Source organism: uncultured Sphingomonas sp. (assembly GCF_934560975.1).
Classification (GTDB): Bacteria; Pseudomonadota; Alphaproteobacteria; order Sphingomonadales; family Sphingomonadaceae; genus Sphingomonas_I.
Genome location: NZ_CAKTFO010000032.1, coordinates 1 through 20458, shown reverse-complemented (window position 1 = coordinate 20458; position 20458 = coordinate 1). Strand labels below are relative to the sequence as shown.

Below are 20458 nucleotides of genomic sequence, written 5' to 3'. Positions count from 1 at the left end.
CGGCGTCGGCAAGTCGAACGGCCTGTTCCTGCGTTCAGCCGCCGCCGGGGGCGAAGGGGAATGTCAGGCCCTTGTAGAACGGCAGGTCATGCGCGGGTGCGGGAATGCCGGCCGGCAGCGGGCGGCGTGACCAGATGCCGAAATAAAGCAGGCACGCATCGCGCCACCATTCCGCCTCGCGCTGCTGGATCGCCAGGAAATCCGCCGTCTTGGCAAAGCGTTCGGCATCCACATGGCGTTTCATGGCGCCCCATTGCTGCCGCATCGCCGCTACCTGATCCACGCCATGCTGGTAATGAAGGGCCATTTCATCCCACAGGATGCGGCCCGACTTCATGCGGTAATCCCACGGCAGATGGTGGAACCAGAGCAGGTCGGCATCAGGGGTGGTGCGGGGATCGGACCATAGCCGCTGGAGCGGGCGGGCATATTGGGCGATGGCGTTGCTGCCATGCGCCGTGCGGTCGAAGCCGATGCCGGCGGCGTCCGCGCGGTGATAATAAGCCGGGTTCCATTCCGGTCGGGCGAGATCGCTGACCCACGGGGCCGGGCCATAATGGTGGCTGGTGCCCATGATGTGCGCCAGGCCGAGCGGGGTCATGTAATCCACCGCCGCCTCGCGCGAGGGCATCATCATGCCGACGATCGGCTGGACGATGGCGGGATCGGGCGTGAAGGTCATCGCCGCCCATTCGCGCGCAATCCCCTCCGCCGACGCCCGCGGGTTCCAGGCGAAACGGCCGAACGCATACCAATCCGCCTGGTTGAAGGTGGAGCCGGACCAGTCGCGATCGGTGCCGATATTGGCGACCCCCGCAATGCCGCTCAGCCGGTGCCCGTCCGCTTTGCCCTCCACCACGTCGGCCACGGTGGTGCCCTTGCCACCGGCATAGGTGTCGCTGCCCAGCACCTCCGTGAACAACGGGCCGAGATAGGTGAGGTGGGTCGCCTGGCCGAGATACTCCTTGGTGATCTGGAATTCGATCATCAGCGGCGTCTTGGGCATCGCGCCGAACAGGGGATGGAACGGTTCGCGCGGCTGGAAGTCGAGCGGGCCGTTCTTGACCTGCACCAGCACATTGTCGGCGAACTTGCCGTCCAGCGGCTTGAACTCGTCATAGGCCTGCTTGGCGCGGTCGACCGGATTGTCCTCCGCATAGACGAAGGCGCGGTACATCACGATCCCGCCATGCGGCGCCACCGCCCGGGCCAGCACGTTGGCGCCGTCGGCATGGCTGCGGTGGTAATCGCGCGGACCCGGCTGTCCCTCCGAATTGGCCTTGACCAGGAAGCCGCCGAAATCGGGAATGGCGCGATAGATCTCGTCCGCCTTGGCCCGCCACCAGGCGGCGACGGCGGGGTCGAGCGGGTCGGCGCTCTTGAGACCACCCAACTCGATCGGGGCGGAAAAGCGGGCCGACAGATAGACCTTGATGCCCCAGGGCCGGAACAGGTCGGCCAGCGCCGCCGCCTTGGCGATGTAGGGCGCGGTCAGGCTCAGCGCATTGGCGTTGACGTTGTTGAGGACCGTGCCGTTGATCCCGATCGACGCATTGGCGCGCGCATAATCGGTGTAACGCGGGTCCGTGTAGGCCGGCAGCTTCCACCAGTCCCAGATCGAGTTGCCAGCATAACCCCGCTCGACATGCCCATCCAGATTGTCCCATTGATTCAGCACCCGCAGCTTCAGCCCGGGGGCAGAGGACAGGTCGATCCGGTCGAGCGCCGCGCCGGTCTGCACCAGCCGCAGCAGGGCGAAGCTGCCGTACAGCGCCCCCGCCGGGGCGTTGGCCGCCACCACCGTCACCGCCTTGCCGTCGATACGGACGGTGCGGATCAGATAGCCTTCGTTGCCCAGCTTGCCGAGCGGAAGGGCCAGCGCCCCGACACGCGGATCGGCGGGCGTGCCGACCAGGATCGCGCCGCCGCTCGTTCGCTGACCGCCGAGCAGGCCGGCAAGGCCGCGTTCCAACTCCTCCGCCGCGCGGGCGAGGGTGAGATCGGTGCGGTCCGCCAGCACGCCGCCGCCGAGCGCCGCCTGCGCGCCCCCGCGCAAGGGGGCGGGCAGGGGATCGTAGCGCAACCACAGGCGATAGCCGTCGTCCGCACGCACGGCGGAGGCGCCCAACACGAACAGCAAGGCGACCAGCAGGCGGACGATGGGCGTCATGGCAAATCCTCTCTGTCGGTTGCCGATCTTGTGCCGGTCCGCCGATTGACTTGGGACACCGTCCTATACCATGTGACCGGTATCAAGCAGAAAGCGCCGGGGGTGTTGCCCGCGGCCCGGAAGCAAGTCAGAAAGACCGGAACGAGAGGACGCGCCCAAGACGATCCCCGCCGGAACTGTGGGAGAGAGATGTGCCTAAGATCACCGCCGCCCGCGTCATCGTCACCTGCCCGGGACGCAATTTCGTCACGCTGAAGATCGAGACGGACGAAGGCGTCTACGGTCTTGGCGACGCCACGCTCAACGGGCGCGAGAAGGCGGTGGTCGCCTATCTGGAGGACCATGTCGCCCCCTGCCTGATCGGGCGCGACGCGCACCGGATCGAGGACATCTGGCAATATCTCTACAAAGGCGCCTATTGGCGGCGCGGTCCGGTGACCATGACCGCCATCGCCGCGGTCGATACGGCGCTGTGGGACATCAAGGGCAAGGTGGCGAACCTGCCCGTCTACCAGCTGCTCGGCGGGGCTGCCCGTGAAGGCGTGATGGTCTATGGTCATGCCAACGGTAAAGACATCGCCGAGACGATCGACAACGCCCTGCATTACCAGCAGCTTGGCTACAAGGCGATCCGCATCCAGTCGGGCGTGCCGGGGCTGCCGTCCACCTATGGGGTCAGCAAGGACCGCTATTTCTACGAGCCCGCCGATGCCGACCTGCCGACCGAGAACGTCTGGTCGACCAGCAAATATCTGCGCTCGGTCCCGCCTTTGTTTGAAAAGGCGCGTGAGGTGCTGGGCTGGGACGTGCACCTGCTGCACGACATTCACCATCGCCTGACCCCGATCGAGGCGGGGCGGCTGGGCAAGGATCTGGAGCCCTATCGCCCCTTCTGGCTGGAGGATGCGACCCCGGCCGAGAATCAGGAGGCGTTTCGCCTGATCCGCCAGCACACCACCGCGCCGCTGGCGGTGGGGGAAATCTTCAGTTCGATCTGGGATGCCAAGGACCTGATCGAAAACCAGCTGATCGACTATATCCGCGCCACGGTGGTCCATGCCGGCGGCATCACCCACCTGCGCCGCATCGCCGCGCTGGCCGACCTGTATCAGGTCAAGACCGGCTGCCATGGCGCAACCGACCTGTCGCCTGTGTGCATGGCGGCGGCGCTGCATTTCGACCTGTCGGTGCCCAACTTCGGTGTGCAGGAATATATGCGCCATACGGAGGAGACGGACGCCGTCTTCCCCCATGCCTATACGTTCGAGGACGGGTACATGCATCCCGGCGACAAGCCCGGCCTGGGCGTCGACCTGGACGAGGTGCTGGCCGCCAAACATGAATATCAGCGCGCCTTCCTGCCGGTAAACCGTCTGGAAGACGGGACCTTGTTCAACTGGTGATCGGGGCCCCGGCCCGTCGCGCAACCCACCCCCGGCGAAGGTCGGGGTTCACGCCGGTATCCGCATGGTGCTGGGCCGTCTTTGCCGGGGCCGGTTCATGCCGGTCCCGCGCGGGAGGATATACGTGAACACACCCGCCTTCATTCCGAAGCCGCCACCGGGCAAGGTGCGCTGGATCATCTGCACCCTGCTGTTCAGCGCCGTGGTGCTGAGCTATATCGACCGGCTCGTCCTGTCGGTGCTGAAGCCGACGCTGCAGGCCGATTATGGCTGGAGCGAGAGCGGCTATGGCGACGTGGTCTTCTGGTTCCAGGCCTTTTACGGCGTCGGGTTCCTGTTCTTCGGGCGGCTGATCGACCGGGTCGGGGCCAAGGTCGGCTATCTGCTGGCGATGAGCGTGTGGACGGCCGCCCACATGGCCCATGCATTGGTCACCTCCACCCTGGGCTTCGCCATGGTCCGCATCCCGCTGGCCCTGGGGGAAAGCGGCACCTATCCCGCCGCGCTCGCCGCCGCCGCCGAATGGTTCCCCAAGCGGGAACGCGCGCTCGCCATCGGCATCTTCAATGCCGGCGCCAATGTCGGCGCGGTGATCACGCCGCTGATCGTGCCGGCCATCACCTTGGCGATGGGCTGGCAATCCGCCTTCCTCATCACCGGCCTGTTCAACCTGGTCTGGATCGGCGCGTGGCTGACGCTCTATCGCCGCCCGCGCGAACATCCCCGTCTGTCCCAGGCCGAGCGCGACTATATCGAGGCGGAGCCGTTCGTCGATGAAGGCAAGACCAGCTTCGCCGCCGTGCTGTCGACCCGCCAGGCGTGGGCCTACATGGCGGGCCGCTTCCTGATCGACCCGGTGTGGTGGACCTTCCTGTTCTGGCTGCCGGACTTCTTCGCCAAGCGTTACGGCGTTGACCTCAAGGGGTTCGGCCCGCCCTTGATCGCGATCTACATCCTGGCGGACGTGGGCTCGATCTTCGGCGGGTGGCTGTCGTCGCAGATGCTGGCGCGCGGCATCGATGCGAACCGCGCGCGCAAGACCGCCATGTTCGTCTGCGCACTGATGGTGGTGCCGGTCTCCTTTGCGCAAATGGCGCCGACCATCTGGGTCGCGGTGCTGCTGATCGGCCTCGCTTGCGCCGGGCACCAGGGTTTTTCGTCCAACCACTTCTCGCTGCCGGCGGACAGTTTCCCCCGCTTCGCCCAGGGCACGGTGGTCGGCCTGGGCGGGTTTGCCGGTGCGGTCGGCGGCATGTTGATGGCCAAGTTCGCCGGCTACGTGCTGGAAACGACCGGCAGCTACACACCGATCTTCATCGTGGCGGGCTCGGCCTATCTGGTGGCCTTGCTCGTCGTCCACCTCCTCAACCCGCGCTACGCGCCGGTGACCACGCTGAATGCGGAGAATTGATGCCATGGCGAAGCTGGCGCTTCATCCCGATCGCCTGTTCCCGTCCGACGAACGGACCCGGGCGATCGCACGCGCGCTCTACCAGCCGATCAGGGATCTGCCGATCGTCAGCCCGCACGGCCATACCGATCCGGCCTGGTTCGCCACCAACCAGCCGTTCGCCAATCCGGCCGACCTGCTGATCGTCCCCGACCATTATGTCTTCCGGATGCTCTATTCGCAGGGCGTGCCGCTGGATGCCCTGGGCGTGCCGACGGTCGACGGCAGCCCGACCGAGCATGATCCGCGCCGGATCTGGCGGCTGCTGGCGGACCATTACCACCTGCTGCGCGGCACGCCCTCGCGCGCCTGGCTCGACTGGGTGTTCGCAGAGGTGTTCAAGCTCGACGTGCTGCTGGAGCCGGCGACCGCCGACCTCTATTACGACACGATCGACGCCGCGCTGAAGACGCCCGACTTCCGCCCCCGCGCCCTGTTCGAGCGGTACAATGTCGAGGTGATCGCCACTACCGAAAGCCCGCTCGATCCGTTGGAGCATCACCGGGCGATCCGGGAGAGCGGGTGGAAGGGACGGGTCGTCACCGCCTATCGTCCCGATCCCGTGCTGGATCCCGAACATGGCGGCTTCGCCGACAATCTCCACCGGTTCGGCGAGGTTGCGGGCGAGGATGTCTCGACCTGGACGGGCTATCTCCGCGCGCATGAAAACCGCCGCGCCTTTTTCCGGGACGCGGGCGCGACCTCGACCGATCACGGCCATCCCGCCGCCTTCACCGCCGATCTGCCCCGCGCGGACGCCGAGGCGCTCTATGCCAGGGTGTTGCAGGGCGGCGTGACGCCGGCCGAGGCGGAGCTGTTCCGCGGCCAGATGCTGACCGAAATGGCGCGCATGTCGACCGAGGACGGCATGGTGATGCAGCTGCATCCCGGCGCGTTCCGCAACCACAATGCGGCGGTGCTGGCGCGGTTCGGCCGCGACAAGGGCGCCGATATCCCGGTCCAGACCGAATATGTCCGCGCGTTGAAGCCATTGCTCGACCGATTCGGCAATGATCGCCGGCTCAGCCTGATCCTCTTTACGCTGGACGAGGACAGCTACAGCCGCGAACTGGCCCCGCTCGCCGGCCATTATCCGGTGCTGCGGCTTGGGCCCCCCTGGTGGTTCCACGACTCGCCCGAAGGGATGCGCCGCTTCCGCGAGCGCGCGACCGAGACCGGCGGCTTCTACAATACGGTCGGCTTCAACGACGATACGCGTGCGTTCCTGTCGATCCCGGCGCGGCACGACGTCGCACGGCGGATGGACTGCGTGTTCCTCGCCCGGCTGGTGGCGGAGCATCGCCTGCCTGAGGACGAGGCGCATGAGGTGGCGCGCGCCTTGACCTATGACCTGGTCAAGGCGGCCTACAGATTGTGATCCGCCTCGGCGAAGCGACCGCCGCGACGCTGCCGGCGGTGGCGCGGTTCCGCTACGATCGCACGGCCGTCCGCACCGGCATCGTTCATCTCGGCACGGGCGCCTTCCACCGCGCGCATCAGGCGATGGTGTACGAACAGGCGCTGGCGGCGGGGGACCTGCGCTGGGGCGTGCTGGGCGCGTCCTTGCGCTCGCCCACCGTGCGCGACCAGTTGATGCCGCAGGACGGCCTCTATTGCGTCCTCGTTCGCGATGGCGAGCGGGAGCAGGTGCAACTGGTGGGCGCGATCCAGGACGTGCTGGTCGCGCCGGAAGACCCGGCCAAGCTGGTGGCGGCGATGGCGTCGCCCGACACCCACATCGTCACGCTGACCGTGACCGAGAAGGGCTACAAGCTCGATCCCGCCACCGGCGTGCTGATCACGGACGATCCCGATCTGGCCGTCGACCTCGCCTCGCTCGCCGCGCCCCGCACCGCGCCGGGCCTGATCGTGGCGGCGTTGCAGGCGCGGCGGGCGGCGGGGCTGAAGCCGTTCACCGCCATGTCATGCGACAATCTGCCGCACAACGGCACCCGGTTGCGCAATGCCGTGCTGGCCCTCGCCTTGCGGCATGACCCCGACCTGTGCGCCTGGATCGAGGGGGAGGGCGCATTCCCCGAAACGATGGTGGACCGCATCGTGCCGGCGACCGAACCGTCCGACATCGCGGCGCTGGCGGCGAAGATCGGGGTCGAGGACCGAGCGATGGTCAAGACCGAGCCCTTTACCCAATGGGTGGTGCAGGACCGGTTTGCCGGCGAGCGGCCCGACTTGGCCGCATTCGGCGTGCAGCTGACGACGGCGGTGGCGCCGTGGGAGGAGGCCAAGCTGCGCCTCCTCAACGGCGCGCATTCCGGCATCGCCTATCTCGGCGGGCTCGCCGGGATCGACTTCGTGCATCAGTTCGTGGCCCTGTCCGCCGGCCGTGCCTTCGTGGACGCCCTGTGGGACGAAGCCGCGCCGACGTTGTCGCCGCCGCCGGAACTGGACATAGCGTCCTACCGCGCCGAGCTGATGGCGCGCTTCGCCAACAGCGCGCTGCACCACCGCACCCGCCAGATCGCGATGGACGGATCGCAGAAGCTGCCGCAGCGGCTGCTCGGCGGTATCCAGTCGCGGCTGGAGCGCGGGCAACCGGTCGGCGCGCTGGCGCTGGCGGTCGCCGCCTGGATGCGCTGGCAGGAAGGGCGGGACGATGCCGGCCAGTCGTTCGCGGTCGACGATCCGCTGGCGGCGCGGACGGCTGCCGCGGCGGCGCTTCCGGCCGAGCAGGCGGTGCGGGGATTGCTGGCGATCGACGCCATCTTCCCGCCCGCGCTTGCCGCGAACGATAGTTTTGCGGGCCAGTTGACCCGCTTGCTCGACGGCCTTCGCCAGAAAGGCGCGCGCGCAATGATCGAGGGGAATGCGGAATGGAGAATGATCGACCGGGAGTGAGTGCCGACGGGGCCAGGGCGGCACGCGTGCGTAGGCTCCTGCTCCTCGCCACCATGGGGGTGCTTGCCCAACCCGCGTCCGCCAAATGGGTCGCGAGTTGGGGTTCGGCGCAGCAGGCAGCCGTGTCGGACAATGCCCTGCCGGTCACGGGAACGGACGTGACGCTGCGCCAGATCGTGCGCCTGTCGCTGGGTGGCCGGTCGCTCCGCATCCGCCTGTCCAACGCCTTCGGTCGTGAGCCGCTGACCATCGCCAACGTCCACCTCGCCCGTGCCGCCGGCAAGGGCGGCGCACGAGTCTTGGATGGCACCGACCGTGCGCTGACTTTCGGCGGGCGGCCCGGCGTCACCATTCCGGCGGGCGCGGACTATCTGTCGGATCCGGTCACGCTGGACGTGCCGGCGCTGGCCAGCGTTGCCGTCTCGCTCCACCTCGCCGCCTTGCCGGAGGCGCAGACCGGCCATCCCGGCGCGCGTGCCACCTCTTATTACCTGGCCGGCGACCATGCGGACGCGCCCGATTTGCCGGGCGCGAAGACGGTCGAGCATTGGTATTGGCTGACCGGGGTCGAGGTCGATACGTTGGATCAGGTGAGCGCGATCGTGACCCTGGGCGATTCGATCACGGACGGGCGCGGCGCCACCACCGATGGCGACGATCGCTGGCCCGATATCCTCGCCAATCGCCTCCAGAGCGACGCGCGCACGCGCGGGCTGGGCGTGGTCAATGTCGGGATCGGCGGCAATCGCCTGCTGCTCGACGGCAACGGCCCGAACGCGCTGGCGCGACTCGATCGCGACGTGCTGGCGCGGCCGGGCGTAAGGACTTTGGTGGTGCTGGAAGGGGTCAACGACCTCGGCACGCTAACCCGCGACGCGCCCGCCACCCCCGCAGAGCATCGCGCGCTGGTGCAGCGGATGATCACCGGGTACCGCCAGATCGTCGACCGCGCCCATGCCCAGGGCGTACGCGTCGTCGGCGCCACTATCATGCCTTATATGGGCATGGGCTATTACCATCCCGATGCCGCAAACGAAGCCGATCGTCAGGCGATCAATACATGGATCCGCACCGGCGGCGCGTTCGACGCGGTGGTGGATCTGGACCGCGTCACCCGCGATCCCGCGCATCCGACGCGGCTGCTGCCCGCTTATGATTCGGGCGACCATATCCATCCCTCTCCGACCGGCTACCACGCTATGGGGCAGGCGATCGACGTGAAGGTGCTGTTGCCATGATCCGCATCCTTGCCATGGCCGCGCTGGCGACCGGGCCCGTGTCCGCGCGCGAGATCGCGTTCACCTTCGACGATCTGCCCGCCCATGCCGCGCTGCCGCCCGGTGTCACGCGGATGCAGGTGGCGGACGACATCATCGCGGCATTGCGGTCGGCGCAGGTGCCGCGCGTTTACGGCTTCATCAACGGCGTGCAGCTGGAGCGGGAACCCGTGTCGGACAAGGTCCTGGCCGCGTGGCGCGAGGCCGGCTTTCCGCTCGGCAATCATGGCTGGGCGCATCTTGGCCTCAGCACGCTGGATGCGGCCACGTTCGAGCAGGAGGTAGCGAAGAACGAGCCGGTCCTGCGCCACTATATGGGCGGCAAGGACTGGCACTGGCTGCGCTTCCCCTTCCTGGACGAAGCCGCCGCCGATCCGGCGAAGCAGGCCGCCGCGCGGGCCTATCTCGCCCGTAAAGGCTATCGCATCGCCGGCGTGACGGCCAGCTTCGGGGATTGGGCGTTCAACGATCCCTATGCGCGCTGCATGGCGAAGGGCAACACCGCCGCTGTGGCCGAGATGGAGCGAGCCTATCTGAATGCCGCGGAAGCAAGCATCCGCCTGTCCGAACAGACGCAGATGGCACAGTTCGGGCGCACGCCGCCGGACATCCTGCTGATGCACCTGGGTGCGTTCGACGCACGCATGTTGCCGCGCCTGCTCACGCTCTACCGCCAGCACGGCTTCCGCTTCGTTACGCTGGAGAAGGCGGCGGCCGATCCCGCCAATGCCGGGCTGGTGGATCCAACCGGGCCCGCGCTGCCCGTGCGCACGATGGGCGACGCCGCCTCCGCCGCCCTGCTGGAGCGGGTAGGGGCGCTCTGCCGCTAGGCGGTTCCTTGCAATGAGCGCGCATTTGCCCTAGAAGCGCCCAATATCGTTCCGACTGAACGTGACGCGCGGTGAACACCGGGAAGGTGGGCGCCAAGCCGGCCGACGAGGTTTCGTCCGCCGGCTCGCTGTGCGTTGGGCGGCATGAAGTGGGGTTTGGGTCTATGTTCGACAGTCTCAGCGATCGGCTTGGCGCAGCGTTCGACCGTCTGCGCGGTCGTGGCGCGCTGACCGAGGCCGACGTGCGCGGTGCGATGCGCGAGGTGCGGATCGCCCTGCTGGAGGCGGACGTCGCCCTGCCGGTGGTCCGGAAGTTCGTCGATGCCGCGACCGAGAAGGCGGTCGGCCAGGATGTGCTGCGCTCAGTCACGCCCGGCCAGCAGGTCGTCAAGATCGTCCATGACGAGCTGGTGGCGATGCTCGGCGCCGAATCGTCGGACCTGGCGCTGGATGTGACCCCGCCGGCGGTGGTGATGATGGTCGGCCTGCAGGGCTCGGGCAAGACCACCAGCACCGCCAAGATCGCCAAGCGCCTGAAGGAACGCGGCGCCAAGAAGGTGCTGATGGCGTCGCTCGACGTCAACCGCCCGGCCGCTCAGGAGCAGCTGGCGGTGCTTGGGCTGCAGGCCGATGTCGCGACCCTGCCGATCGTCGCGGGGCAGCAGCCGGTGCAGATCGCCCAGCGCGCGATGCAGGCGGCGAAGCTGCAGGGCTTCGACGTGCTGCTGCTCGATACCGCCGGTCGCCTCCACGTCGATCAGGCGCTGATGGACGAGATGAAGGCGGTGGCGGAGGTGTCCGCGCCGCACGAAATCCTGCTCGTCGTCGATGCGCTGACCGGTCAGGACGCGGTCAACGTCGCCACCAACTTTTCCGAACAGGTGCCGCTGACCGGCGTGGTGCTGACCCGGATGGACGGCGATGCGCGCGGCGGCGCGGCGCTGTCGATGCGCGCCGTGACGGGCAAGCCGATCAAGTTCGCCGGGACGGGCGAGAAGCTGGACGGGCTGGAGCCCTTCTACCCGGAACGCGTCGCCGGCCGCATCCTGGGCATGGGCGACGTGGTCAGCCTGGTCGAGCGCGCGGCCGAGACGATCAAGGTCGAGGACGCCGAAAAGCTCGCCCAGCGCATGGCCGAGGGCAAGTTCGACATGAACGACCTGCGCGCCCAGCTCAACCAGATGAAGCGGATGGGCGGACTGTCGGGCCTGGCGGCGATGCTGCCGGGCGTGAAGCAGGTGAAGCAGGCCATGGCCAACGGCGCGGCGGACGACCGCATCCTGGTCCGCATGGATGCGATCATCGGCTCCATGACCGCGCAGGAGCGCGCCAGGCCCGAACTGATGGCCGCCAAGCGCAAGATCCGCGTCGCCAAGGGCTCCGGCACCACGGTGCAGGACGTCAACAAGCTCCTGAAGATGCATCAGGAAATGGCGACCATGATGAAGAAGATGAAGAAGATGGGTGGCCTGTCCAAGCTGGGCGCCCTCTTCGGCAAGGGCGGCGGGATGCCGGGCGAGGGCGATCTCCAGTCCATGCTCGGCGGGGCCGGCCTGCCTACGGGTGGCTTGCCGGGCCTTCCTGGCGGCGGCGTTGGCGGTCCGCAGGGCCTGCCCCCCGGTTTCCAGAATTTCCTCAAGAAACGCTGAACTCAACCGAACTCCAGACGAAGGAAGATTATACAATGGCCGTTTCGATCCGCCTGTCGCGCGGTGGCGCCAAGAAGCGCCCTTATTACCGTATCGTGGTTGCCGACGCCCGCTCGCCCCGCGACGGTGCGTTCATCGAGAAGATCGGCACCTACAACCCGCTGCTCGGCAAGGATGACGAGAAGCGCGTGATCCTCGACACCGAGCGTGCCAAGCACTGGCTCGCCAATGGCGCGCAGCCGACCGACCGCGTCGCCCGCTTCTTCGACGCCGCCGGCGTGAAGGAGCGTGCCGCGCGCAACAACCCGAACAAGGCCGAGCCGGGCGAAAAGGCCAAGGAGCGCGCGCAGGAGCGTGCGGACAAGGCAGCCGCCGCTGCCGAGGCCGCCGCTGCCCCGGCTGAAGCGCCCGCGGAAGAGACGGCCGAGGCCTGATCCGGGCACCGGGGCGGCTCGTCTGCGTTTCCCCCTTGCGACATGCAAGGAGAGACGATGATGACCGCCCCGAACCAGCAGAATCCCGATCCCGAAGCGGGTGCCGGCCAAGGTCCAGGTGAAGACGCCGCCAAGCCGACCAACGACGGGGTCTCCACACCGGAACCCGCCGAAGGCTCAGATGACGCCAATCCACCCCAACCCGGCTCCCCCCGCGCCTGACGCGGGACAACGCCCTGTCGTGCTTGCCGTGGTAACCGGCGCGCACGGCATCGGCGGCGAGGTGAAGCTGAAGCTCTTCACCGACGATCTTGCGCCCTACACAAGCTTCAACGCCGGCGAGCTGACGCTGAAGAGCCTGCGCGGCCTGATCGCGCGGTTCGACGAGGTGCGCGATCGGAATGCCGCCGAGGCCCTGCGCGGCACCGAACTCACCGTACCCCGCGCCGCACTCCCTCCGTTGGAGGAGGGCGAATATTACCACTCCGACCTGATCGGCCTGCCGTGCGTCTCCACCGAGGGTGAGAGCCTCGGCCAGGTGGTGCTGATCGACAATTTCGGCGCTGGCGACGTGATCGAGGTCGAGCGTCCCGACGGCAAACGCTTCATGGTGCCGATGCGGCCCGAAGCGGTGCCCGAATGGAATGGCGAGCGCCTGATCGTGGACGCGGCCTTCGTCGGCTAGTATATACCGCCCGTATATACGGAGGCTGGCATGAGCGAGGAATATCGCGCCAAGGTGTTCAAGTCCGGCAATTCGGTCGCCTTGCGCCTGCCCAAGGCGCTGGGCGTCGCGGAGGGCACCGAGATGCGGATCGTCCGCGAGGATCAGACGAGCTTCAAGGTCGAGCCGATCGCCCCGGCAAAGCGCAAGATCGACCTGACGGGGATCTGGGGCATCATGCCGGATGCGCGGCCGCTGACGCGGGAAGAACGCGAATTCGACGATTCGCCGCGCGTCTGGGACGACCCCGCCTGGCCGGGCTGGAAGGACCAGGACTAGGTGCGATATCTGATCGACACCAATTGTTGCGTCTACCTCTTCAATGCCGGCTATGACGGGTTGCGGCAGCGGATCGCCGGAACGGAGGCCGGTGCGATCGGCCTGTCGGTGATCGTGCTGGCGGAACTGGGCGTGGGGGCTCGCCTCGGCAAGATGCCAGCAGGCGACCGGCTCGGACGACTGTGCGAGGAGTTTCCCGTCGTGCCGTTCGAGCGGGAGGATGCGGAGGCTTTTGCCGCATTGCCATTCCGACGCGGGCGGTTCGATCGGCTGCTGGCGGCGCATGCCGTCAGTCGCGACCTGACGCTGGTCACCAACAACGCAGCCGACTTTGCCGACATTCCCGGTCTGCGAGTGGAGAATTGGACATTGCCCCTCGCATGACGATCGACATGCTCTTCCTGATCCTGATCCCGCTCTATCTGGCGACCATCGCTTATGGCGTGGTCGGCGCGCGGCGGCGGGGCGCGCCGGGACGGCTGCGCATGGTGGTGACGGTGCTGATGGTGCTGGTCCCCCCGCTTGCGATCCTCTACGCCCTCCATTCCACCGGGGAGCCGGCACTGATCGCCGCATGGGGCATGGTGGCGTGGGCGATGCTGGCGAGTGGGGCCGCTACCGCCGTCTTTACCGAGTTGGTGGCGCGGAGGGTCGGCGCATGAGCTTCGCCGCGACGATCCTGACCCTTTACCCGGAGATGTTTCCCGGGCCGCTGGGGATCAGCCTTGCCGGGCGCGCGCTGGCTCAGGGCAGATGGTCGCTGGAGGCGGTGCAGATCCGCGATTTCGCAACGGACAAGCATCGCTCGGTCGACGATACGCCGGCGGGTGGGGGCGCGGGCATGGTGATGCGCGCCGACGTGCTGGCCGCCGCGATCGATGCCCATGCCGATGGTCGCCCGTTGATCGCCATGACCCCGCGCGGTCGTCCGCTCGACCAGGCCCGCGTGCGCGAGCTGGCCGGCGGGTCCGGCGTCACCATCCTCTGCGGCCGGTTCGAGGGGGTCGACCAGCGCCTGTTCGACGCGCGCGCGATCGAGGAAGTGTCGATCGGCGACTATGTCCTGTCCGGCGGCGAAACCGGCGCATTGGTGCTGCTGGATGCTTGCGTCCGGCTGCTTCCCGGCGTAATGGGCGCGGCTTCCAGTGGGGACGAGGAAAGCTTCGAAAGCGGCCTCCTCGAATATCCGCATTATACCCGACCATTTGAATGGGAAGGGCGCACGATCCCCGAAGTGCTGCGATCGGGGGATCATGCGAAGATCGCGGCCTGGCGTAAGGCACAGGCCGAGATCATCACACGGTCACGGAGACCGGACCTTTGGGAGCGTCATATCGGCGTTCGGGTCCAGCCTCCCTCTGGCGCGCGGCAGAAGAAGGAAGAGTGACATGAACCTCATCCAGCAGCTCGAAGCCGAGCAGATTGCCGAACTGTCGGCCAAGCGGGCTATTCCTGAATTCCGCCCCGGCGATACGCTGAAGGTCGGCGTGAAGGTCGTCGAAGGCGATCGCAGCCGCGTTCAGGCTTATGAAGGCGTGTGCATCGCCCGCTCCAACAAGGGCATGGGCAGCAGCTTCACCGTCCGCAAGATCTCCTTCGGTGAAGGCGTGGAGCGTGTGTTCCCGCTCTACTCGCCGAACATCGACTCGATCGAGGTCGTGCGTCGCGGCGTCGTCCGTCGCGCGAAGCTCTATTATCTGCGCGGGCGCACCGGCAAGTCGGCGCGTATCGCGGAGCGTCGCGATCCGCGTCCGGCCAAGGACACGGCGCAGGGCTGATCGCCCTCGCGAGGATCAACGAAAAGGGCCGCTCCGGATTACCGGGGCGGCCCTTTTCGTTTGCGCGACCCGGATCGGCTCAGACGATCGTCAGCCCGACATCCAGATTGTTGCGGGTTGCGTTGGAATAGGGGCAGATCTGGTGCGCGGTGGCGACCAGCCTCTCGGCATCGGCACGGTCCATGCCCGGCAGCTCGACTGCAAGGTCTGCGGTGATGCCGAAGCCGCCTTCGGAACGGGGGCCGATGCCGACCGTGGCGGTCACCTTTGCATCGTTGGGCACCGACAGCTTCAGCTGCATGCCTGCGACCTTCAGCGCGCCGATGAAGCAGGCCGCATAGCCCGCCGCGAACAATTGCTCGGGGTTGGTGCCGTCACCGCCGGCGCCGCCCAGTTCGGCGGGCGTGGACAGCTTGGCCTCGAACCGCCCGTCCTCGCTGCGGGCCTGGCCGTCGCGGCCCCCGGTAGCGGCGGCGCGCGTGCGATACTTGACGTCGACGGACATGGTATAGCCTCCTGATATGAACTAAACCGCGATATTAATTATCGCGACATATGATGGCTAGGCAGTCCGACGGTCCTTGTCCAGCGGATTCCTTATCACGATATAGGATCCGCGCTGCCCCGCCGACCTGTGGAGACGATGCCATGTCCGCCCCCTTGCCACTCGACCAGCAGCTCTGCTTCTCGCTCTACGCGACCAGCATGGCGATCGGCCGCGCCTACAAGCCCATGCTCGACCGGCTTGGCCTGACTTATCCGCAATATCTGGTGCTGCATGCCCTGTGGGAGCAGGACGGGCGCACGATCGGCGGTATCGCCGAGCGGCTGTCGCTGGAATCGAGTACCGTCACGCCGCTGGTGAAGCGGCTTGAGGCAGCCGGCCTGGTTCAGCGCACTCGCAATCCCGACGATGAGCGGCAGGTACGGGTGAACCTGACCGATCGCGGTCGTGCCATCCGCGAAGAGTGCGGCTGCCTGGGTGAAGCGTTGATGGAGCGGACGGCGATGAGCACCGCCGATCTGGCCGCGCTCAACCGGCAGGTTCAGGCGCTGCGCACGGCTTTGACCGATACTTGACATGCGCCGCCGCGCGGAGGGGGTCGCATCCGCGCGCATCCCTCTTTAAGGGTCGACGCGATATGACCATCGACAAGACCTTCGACCCCGCCGCCATCGAAGCGCACTGGTACGCGCATTGGGAAAACACTGGCCTGTTCCGTCCCGAGCGGGGGGAAGCCGAACCCTTCACCATCGTCATCCCGCCGCCCAACGTGACGGGATCGCTCCATATCGGCCACGCGCTCGACAACACGCTGCAGGACATTCTCGTCCGCCATGCCCGCCTGCAGGGCAAGGATTCGTTGTGGGTGGTCGGCACCGACCATGCCGGCATCGCCACCCAGATGGTGGTCGAGCGCAATTTGGCGAAGGAGGGCGTCACCCGCGCCGAACTCGGCCGCGACGCCTTTATCGACAAGGTATGGGAGTGGAAGGCCGAAAGCGGTGGCCAGATCACCCGCCAGCTTCGCCGCCTGGGGGCCTCGTGCGACTGGGCCAACGAACGCTTCACCATGGACGAAGGCTTCTCCAAGGCCGTCGTGAAGGTGTTCGTGGAACTCTACAAGCAGCGCCTGCTCTATCGCGACAAGCGGCTGGTCAATTGGGACCCGCATTTCCGCACCGCCATCTCCGACCTGGAAGTCGAGACCAAGGAGCGCAACGGCCATTTCTGGCACCTAGCCTATCCGCTGGCTGACGGCAGCGGCACGATCTCGGTCGCGACGACGCGGCCGGAAACGATGCTGGCCGACATGGCGGTGGCGGTGAACCCGGAGGATGAGCGGTACACGGCTTTGATCGGCCAGCAGATCCGGCTGCCGATCACCGGCCGGCTGATCCCGATCGTCGCCGACGAGCATGCCGATCCGGAACTGGGATCGGGCGCGGTGAAGATCACGCCGGGCCACGACTTCAACGATTTCGAGGTGGGCCGCCGCGCCGGCTTCAAGCCGGCCGAGATGCTCAACATGCTGGATGCCGATGCGAAGGTCGTCCAGACCGCCGACGGCCTGATCCCGGCCGACCTGATCGGCCTCGACCGGTTCGAGGCGCGGGCCCGCATCGTCGCGCTGCTGGAACAGCAAGGCGTGCTGGAGAAGGTTGAGGATCGCGTGATCCAGACCCCCTATGGCGATCGTTCGGGCGCGGTGATCGAACCGTGGCTGACCGACCAATGGTATGTCGACGCCGCAACCCTCGCCAAGCCGGCGCTTGAAGCGGTGCGCTCAGGCGACATCCGCGTCGTGCCGGAAACGTGGAAGAAGACGTGGTATAACTGGCTGGAGAATATTCAGCCGTGGTGCGTCAGCCGCCAATTGTGGTGGGGGCATCGGATTCCTGTGTGGTATGGTCCTAAGATACGCGAGGGGGCAGCCGATCTTTCCGATATAAATTGGATGATAGAAGATCAGCCATTCGTATGTCTTGATGATGACGATCTTCATGTTCAACTTGCGGCATACTATGGCGAGGACAAAAAGTTTGTTTTTGTTTCCGATGAGGAGGAGTATCTTGAGCGGGATGAGGCTGTGTCGGGCAATGCGCGTCTAAGGGAGCAAACGAAGAACGAGGTTGCTATCTTCCAAGACACCGACGTGCTCGACACCTGGTTCTCGTCCGCCTTGTGGCCGTTCGCGACGCTCGGTTGGCCGGAGCAGAGCGAGACGCTGAAGCGCCATTACCCCAATGACGTCCTCATTTCGGGCTTCGACATCCTGTTCTTCTGGGATGCGCGCATGGCGATGCAGGGGCTTCATTTCATGGGCGAGCGCCCGTGGAAGACGCTCTACCTGCACGGCCTCGTCCGCGATGCACAGGGCGCCAAGATGTCCAAGTCGAAGGGTAACACGGTCGATCCGCTTGGCCTGATCGACCAATATGGCGCCGACGCGCTACGCTTCACGCTGGCGGCGATGGAGAGCCAGGGGCGCGACATCAAGCTGGATGAGAAGCGCGTCGAGGGCTATCGCAACTTCGCGACCAAGCTGTGGAATGCCGCCCGCTTCGCCCAATCGAACGGCATCGCCGGATCGACCACGCTGGAGCCGCCGCCCGCGACGCAGGCGGTCAATCGCTGGATCATCGCCGAGACGGTGAAGACCATCCAGGCACTGGATCTGGCGCTGGTCGACCTGCGCTTCGATGAATCCGCCAACACCATCTATCAGTTCGTGTGGAGCCAGTTCTGCGACTGGTATCTCGAACTCACCAAGCCGATTCTGCAGGGCGAGGATCAGGCTGCGGCGGACGAGACGCGCGCGGTGGCGGGCTGGGTGCTCGACCAGATCTTGGTGCTGCTCCACCCGTTCATGCCCTTCATCACCGAGGAATTGTGGCACGCGGTGGCGACGCGCGACCATGATCTGATCGTGGCGAAGTGGCCGATGGCCGACGCCCGCGCGATCGACCCGGCGGCGAGCGCGGAGATCGAGTGGCTGATCCGGCTGGTGCAGGAGGTTCGCGCCGCCCGGGCCGAGCTGAACGTCCCGCCCAGCGCCAAGCTGACCCTCCACGTCAGCGGTGCGTCAGCCGAGACGAATGGTCGGCTCGATCGCCAGCAGGCGACGCTGTCGCGCCTCGCGCGGTTGGAGGCGATCCAGCCGACGGCCTTTGAGGGGACCGGCGCGGCGCAGGTGGTGGTGGACGAGGCGACCTTCGCTTTGCCGCTGGAAGGGGTGATCGACCTCGCCGCCGAACGCGCGCGCCTCGCCAAGGGGGCGGATGCCGCGGAGAAGGAAGCGGCCTCGCTGTCCGGCCGCCTCAACAATCCCGCCTTCGTGGAAAAGGCGAAACCGGAGGCCGTCGCCAAGGCGCGGGAGGATCACGCCGCCAAGTCGGCGGAAGCCGAGCGGTTGCGGGCGGCGCTGGCGCGGCTGGGGTAAGGCCAGCCCCGCCGCCCCTTGCGCAGACGGGGGCCATCTCTGCGGCGGCTGGGTAATGGTCTTGAGGGCATGGCCGGGTTGCTGGCCCCGAGCGGTGTCGCTGGACGTGAGAGGCATGGGCCCCTGCCTCCGCAGCGGCGACGGGGTGGTTACGCCGTCTCCACCTCCAGCACGGGCGAACCCTCGTCCACGTCGGCCTCCTCCTCCGCGCCGACGCCATTCTCCAACGCGGCCTCATCGCGGGCCAAGGCGTCGGCATCCTCGGCATAGATGCCGAAGCGCGCTGCGACGTCGGGGGCAAAACGGAGCAGGTCGGGGCGAAGCTTGAGCAGGCTGACGTCCTTCGACTTGCCTTCCATCATCACGTCGAACTCCAGGCCCTCTGCCATGCGCATGAAGGTCGCGAACTCGAACGGGTTGGTGAAATCGGCATGGCCGGTCCAGATCGGCGGGCGCAGCACGGTCTTCACCCGGGCGGTCGGCTTCACCACCGTCTTGGTCAGCTCGCCCTTCTTGACGATCTTTCCGGCCGCGCGCTGCTTGGCGGTGATGGCCTGCTTGATTTCGCGCATTTCCGTGCGGGGCGAGGAGAAATGAATCTTGGGCCGCACGCCCTCAGGCCAGGTCGCCAGCATGCGCTCCAGCGTGTCGCGCATGTCGGCGCGCTCGGGATTGAGGCACCAGAAATGCTGGTAATCGAACACGCAGCGTACGCCGGTGCGTTCGTGGATCCACAGCACGTCGGCGGCGGAGAAGCGGATGTCGTCATTTTCCAGCACCAGCCGCTCCTTCACATGGTCGGGGCATTGCTCCCACCCCTCGATCCAGCGCGCGCGGCTTGCCTGGTGGTCGTCATAGACGCCGCCGACATGGGTGATCATCACCGCTTCCGGGCCGCAGCCCATCCGGTCGAGCATCTCGGCCTGACTGGCGAAGTCCCAGATCGACTTGGTCGTGATCTTCGGATCGGGCGAGTTCAGCAGCACATATTGGCTGGGGTGAAAGGACAGGCGGATGTCATAGTCGCGCGCCTTGGCCCCGAAAGCGGCCAGTTCGGCGTCGCTTTCGGCCACTTGCGTGTGGAATTGCGGCAGATCGGGGTGGGTGGCGTAAGGCGCCAGGTCCGACGACAGCCGGTACATGTCGATCTTCACGGCGTGAAGGTAATCGAGGATGCGATCGACCTCCTCCAACGATGTCTTGAGGTGCGGGCTGCTCTGCCAGCGGCGGGTGTCGTTGGACTTGAAGCCGGGCTTGCCCATGACCTTGACCGGAAAGCCGAGCCGCAGCGGGCGATCGTGATGCGCGTGAACCATGGTGGCGGAACGACCGATTCAGGATCCGGGTCCGGAGCCATGCGTCGGTGGCGGCGTTGGTGCGGGCCAAGGAGAGCGACGGATATGCTGGAGAACATTCCGCACTGGCTGGGTTCGATGCTGCGCAATGTCCGCGCGGGCCACGCCAAGCTGGCGATCGTCGATCCGGCGCTGGCCGTGCCGAACACCGGCTTGGAGCTGGCGAGCCCCGCTTTCGCCAATGGCGCACGCTTGCCGGAACGCTTCACGGCGGACGGGCAGGGCATGTCACCCCCCTGGTCTGGCGCGATCCGCCGGCGGGCACGGTGGCGTTCGCGCTGATCGTCGAGGATCCCGACGCCCCGGCGA

At 66.9% G+C, this 20458-nt stretch carries 20 protein-coding genes; 17 read left to right on the top strand and 3 right to left on the bottom strand.

Annotation, left to right across the window (positions count from 1 at the left end):
* Positions 1-34: 34 nt before the first annotated feature.
* Positions 35-2170 (bottom strand): alpha-glucuronidase family glycosyl hydrolase, encoded by a 2136-nt coding sequence (locus Q0D93_RS14150; RefSeq protein WP_294395505.1) that lies wholly within the window; start codon positions 2168-2170, stop codon positions 35-37.
* 191 nt (positions 2171-2361) lie between these two features.
* On the opposite strand from Q0D93_RS14150, the gene manD reads away from it, so the two are divergent.
* The 14 genes from manD to rplS all read left to right on the top strand — a co-directional run bounded on the left by manD (position 2362) and on the right by rplS (position 14850).
* Positions 2362-3573 carry a D-mannonate dehydratase ManD gene (gene manD, locus Q0D93_RS14145; RefSeq protein ID WP_294395503.1) on the top strand — a complete coding sequence of 404 codons (1212 nt, stop codon included), beginning with the start codon at positions 2362-2364 and terminating at the stop codon, positions 3571-3573.
* A 124-nt stretch (positions 3574-3697) separates the two neighbouring features.
* A complete protein-coding gene (locus Q0D93_RS14140; RefSeq protein ID WP_294395501.1) occupies positions 3698-4984 on the top strand; it encodes an MFS transporter in 1287 nt (428 codons plus the stop codon).
* Positions 4985-4988: 4 nt separating this feature from the next.
* Positions 4989-6401, top strand: a complete 1413-nt coding sequence (uxaC, locus tag Q0D93_RS14135; RefSeq protein ID WP_294395500.1) for a glucuronate isomerase — start codon at positions 4989-4991, stop codon at positions 6399-6401.
* The gene (locus tag Q0D93_RS14130; protein WP_294395498.1) at positions 6398-7879 is read left to right on the top strand and encodes a mannitol dehydrogenase family protein; all 1482 of its coding nucleotides are present in this window, start codon (positions 6398-6400) and stop codon (positions 7877-7879) included. The genes uxaC and Q0D93_RS14130 overlap by 4 nt, the downstream gene beginning before the upstream one ends.
* Before the next feature lie 26 nt (positions 7880-7905).
* Complete coding sequence (locus Q0D93_RS14125; RefSeq protein WP_294395496.1) at positions 7906-9117, top strand: SGNH/GDSL hydrolase family protein; 1212 nt, start codon at positions 7906-7908, stop codon at positions 9115-9117.
* A complete protein-coding gene (locus tag Q0D93_RS14120; RefSeq protein ID WP_294395494.1) occupies positions 9114-9986 on the top strand; it encodes a polysaccharide deacetylase family protein in 873 nt (290 codons plus the stop codon). Before Q0D93_RS14125 ends, Q0D93_RS14120 begins: the two co-directional genes overlap by 4 nt.
* A 164-nt stretch (positions 9987-10150) precedes the next feature.
* Positions 10151-11635 (top strand): signal recognition particle protein, encoded by a 1485-nt coding sequence (gene ffh / locus Q0D93_RS14115; protein ID WP_294395492.1) that lies wholly within the window; start codon positions 10151-10153, stop codon positions 11633-11635.
* A gap of 35 nt (positions 11636-11670) precedes the next feature.
* Positions 11671-12069, top strand: coding sequence for a 30S ribosomal protein S16 (gene rpsP / locus Q0D93_RS14110; RefSeq protein ID WP_294395490.1), 399 nt, complete (start codon positions 11671-11673; stop codon positions 12067-12069).
* A 181-nt stretch (positions 12070-12250) separates the two neighbouring features.
* Positions 12251-12754, top strand: a complete 504-nt coding sequence (rimM, locus tag Q0D93_RS14105) for a ribosome maturation factor RimM (protein ID WP_294395488.1) — start codon at positions 12251-12253, stop codon at positions 12752-12754.
* A gap of 30 nt (positions 12755-12784) precedes the next feature.
* Positions 12785-13072, top strand: a complete 288-nt coding sequence (locus Q0D93_RS14100; RefSeq protein ID WP_294395486.1) for an AbrB/MazE/SpoVT family DNA-binding domain-containing protein — start codon at positions 12785-12787, stop codon at positions 13070-13072.
* Entirely contained in the window at positions 13073-13456 is a 384-nt protein-coding gene (locus Q0D93_RS14095; protein WP_294395484.1) for a type II toxin-antitoxin system VapC family toxin, read from the top strand.
* Entirely contained in the window at positions 13453-13734 is a 282-nt protein-coding gene (locus Q0D93_RS14090; RefSeq protein WP_294395482.1) for a hypothetical protein, read from the top strand. The genes Q0D93_RS14095 and Q0D93_RS14090 overlap by 4 nt, the downstream gene beginning before the upstream one ends.
* The gene (gene trmD / locus Q0D93_RS14085) at positions 13731-14459 is read left to right on the top strand and encodes a tRNA (guanosine(37)-N1)-methyltransferase TrmD (RefSeq protein ID WP_294395481.1); all 729 of its coding nucleotides are present in this window, start codon (positions 13731-13733) and stop codon (positions 14457-14459) included. Before Q0D93_RS14090 ends, trmD begins: the two co-directional genes overlap by 4 nt.
* Position 14460: 1 nt before the next feature.
* Entirely contained in the window at positions 14461-14850 is a 390-nt protein-coding gene (rplS, locus tag Q0D93_RS14080; RefSeq protein ID WP_294395479.1) for a 50S ribosomal protein L19, read from the top strand.
* A 79-nt stretch (positions 14851-14929) separates the two neighbouring features.
* Here rplS and Q0D93_RS14075 read toward each other — a convergent pair whose 3' ends face one another.
* On the bottom strand, positions 14930-15355 hold the full coding sequence (locus tag Q0D93_RS14075; protein ID WP_294395478.1) for an organic hydroperoxide resistance protein: 426 nt from the start codon (positions 15353-15355) through the stop codon (positions 14930-14932).
* A gap of 143 nt (positions 15356-15498) precedes the next feature.
* On the opposite strand from Q0D93_RS14075, the gene Q0D93_RS14070 reads away from it, so the two are divergent.
* Positions 15499-15930 carry a MarR family transcriptional regulator gene (locus Q0D93_RS14070; protein WP_294395475.1) on the top strand — a complete coding sequence of 144 codons (432 nt, stop codon included), beginning with the start codon at positions 15499-15501 and terminating at the stop codon, positions 15928-15930.
* 62 nt (positions 15931-15992) lie between these two features.
* Positions 15993-18794, top strand: a complete 2802-nt coding sequence (locus Q0D93_RS14065) for a valine--tRNA ligase (RefSeq protein WP_294395473.1) — start codon at positions 15993-15995, stop codon at positions 18792-18794.
* Between the two features lie 149 nt (positions 18795-18943).
* Here the strand turns inward: Q0D93_RS14065 and uvsE are convergent, their stop codons facing one another.
* Positions 18944-20110 carry a UV DNA damage repair endonuclease UvsE gene (gene uvsE / locus Q0D93_RS14060; protein ID WP_294395471.1) on the bottom strand — a complete coding sequence of 389 codons (1167 nt, stop codon included), beginning with the start codon at positions 20108-20110 and terminating at the stop codon, positions 18944-18946.
* Between the two features lie 84 nt (positions 20111-20194).
* Here uvsE and Q0D93_RS14055 point away from each other — a divergent pair, with 84 nt between their 5' ends.
* On the top strand, positions 20195-20431 hold the full coding sequence (locus Q0D93_RS14055; protein WP_294395470.1) for a hypothetical protein: 237 nt from the start codon (positions 20195-20197) through the stop codon (positions 20429-20431).
* Positions 20432-20458: the final 27 nt, after the last annotated feature.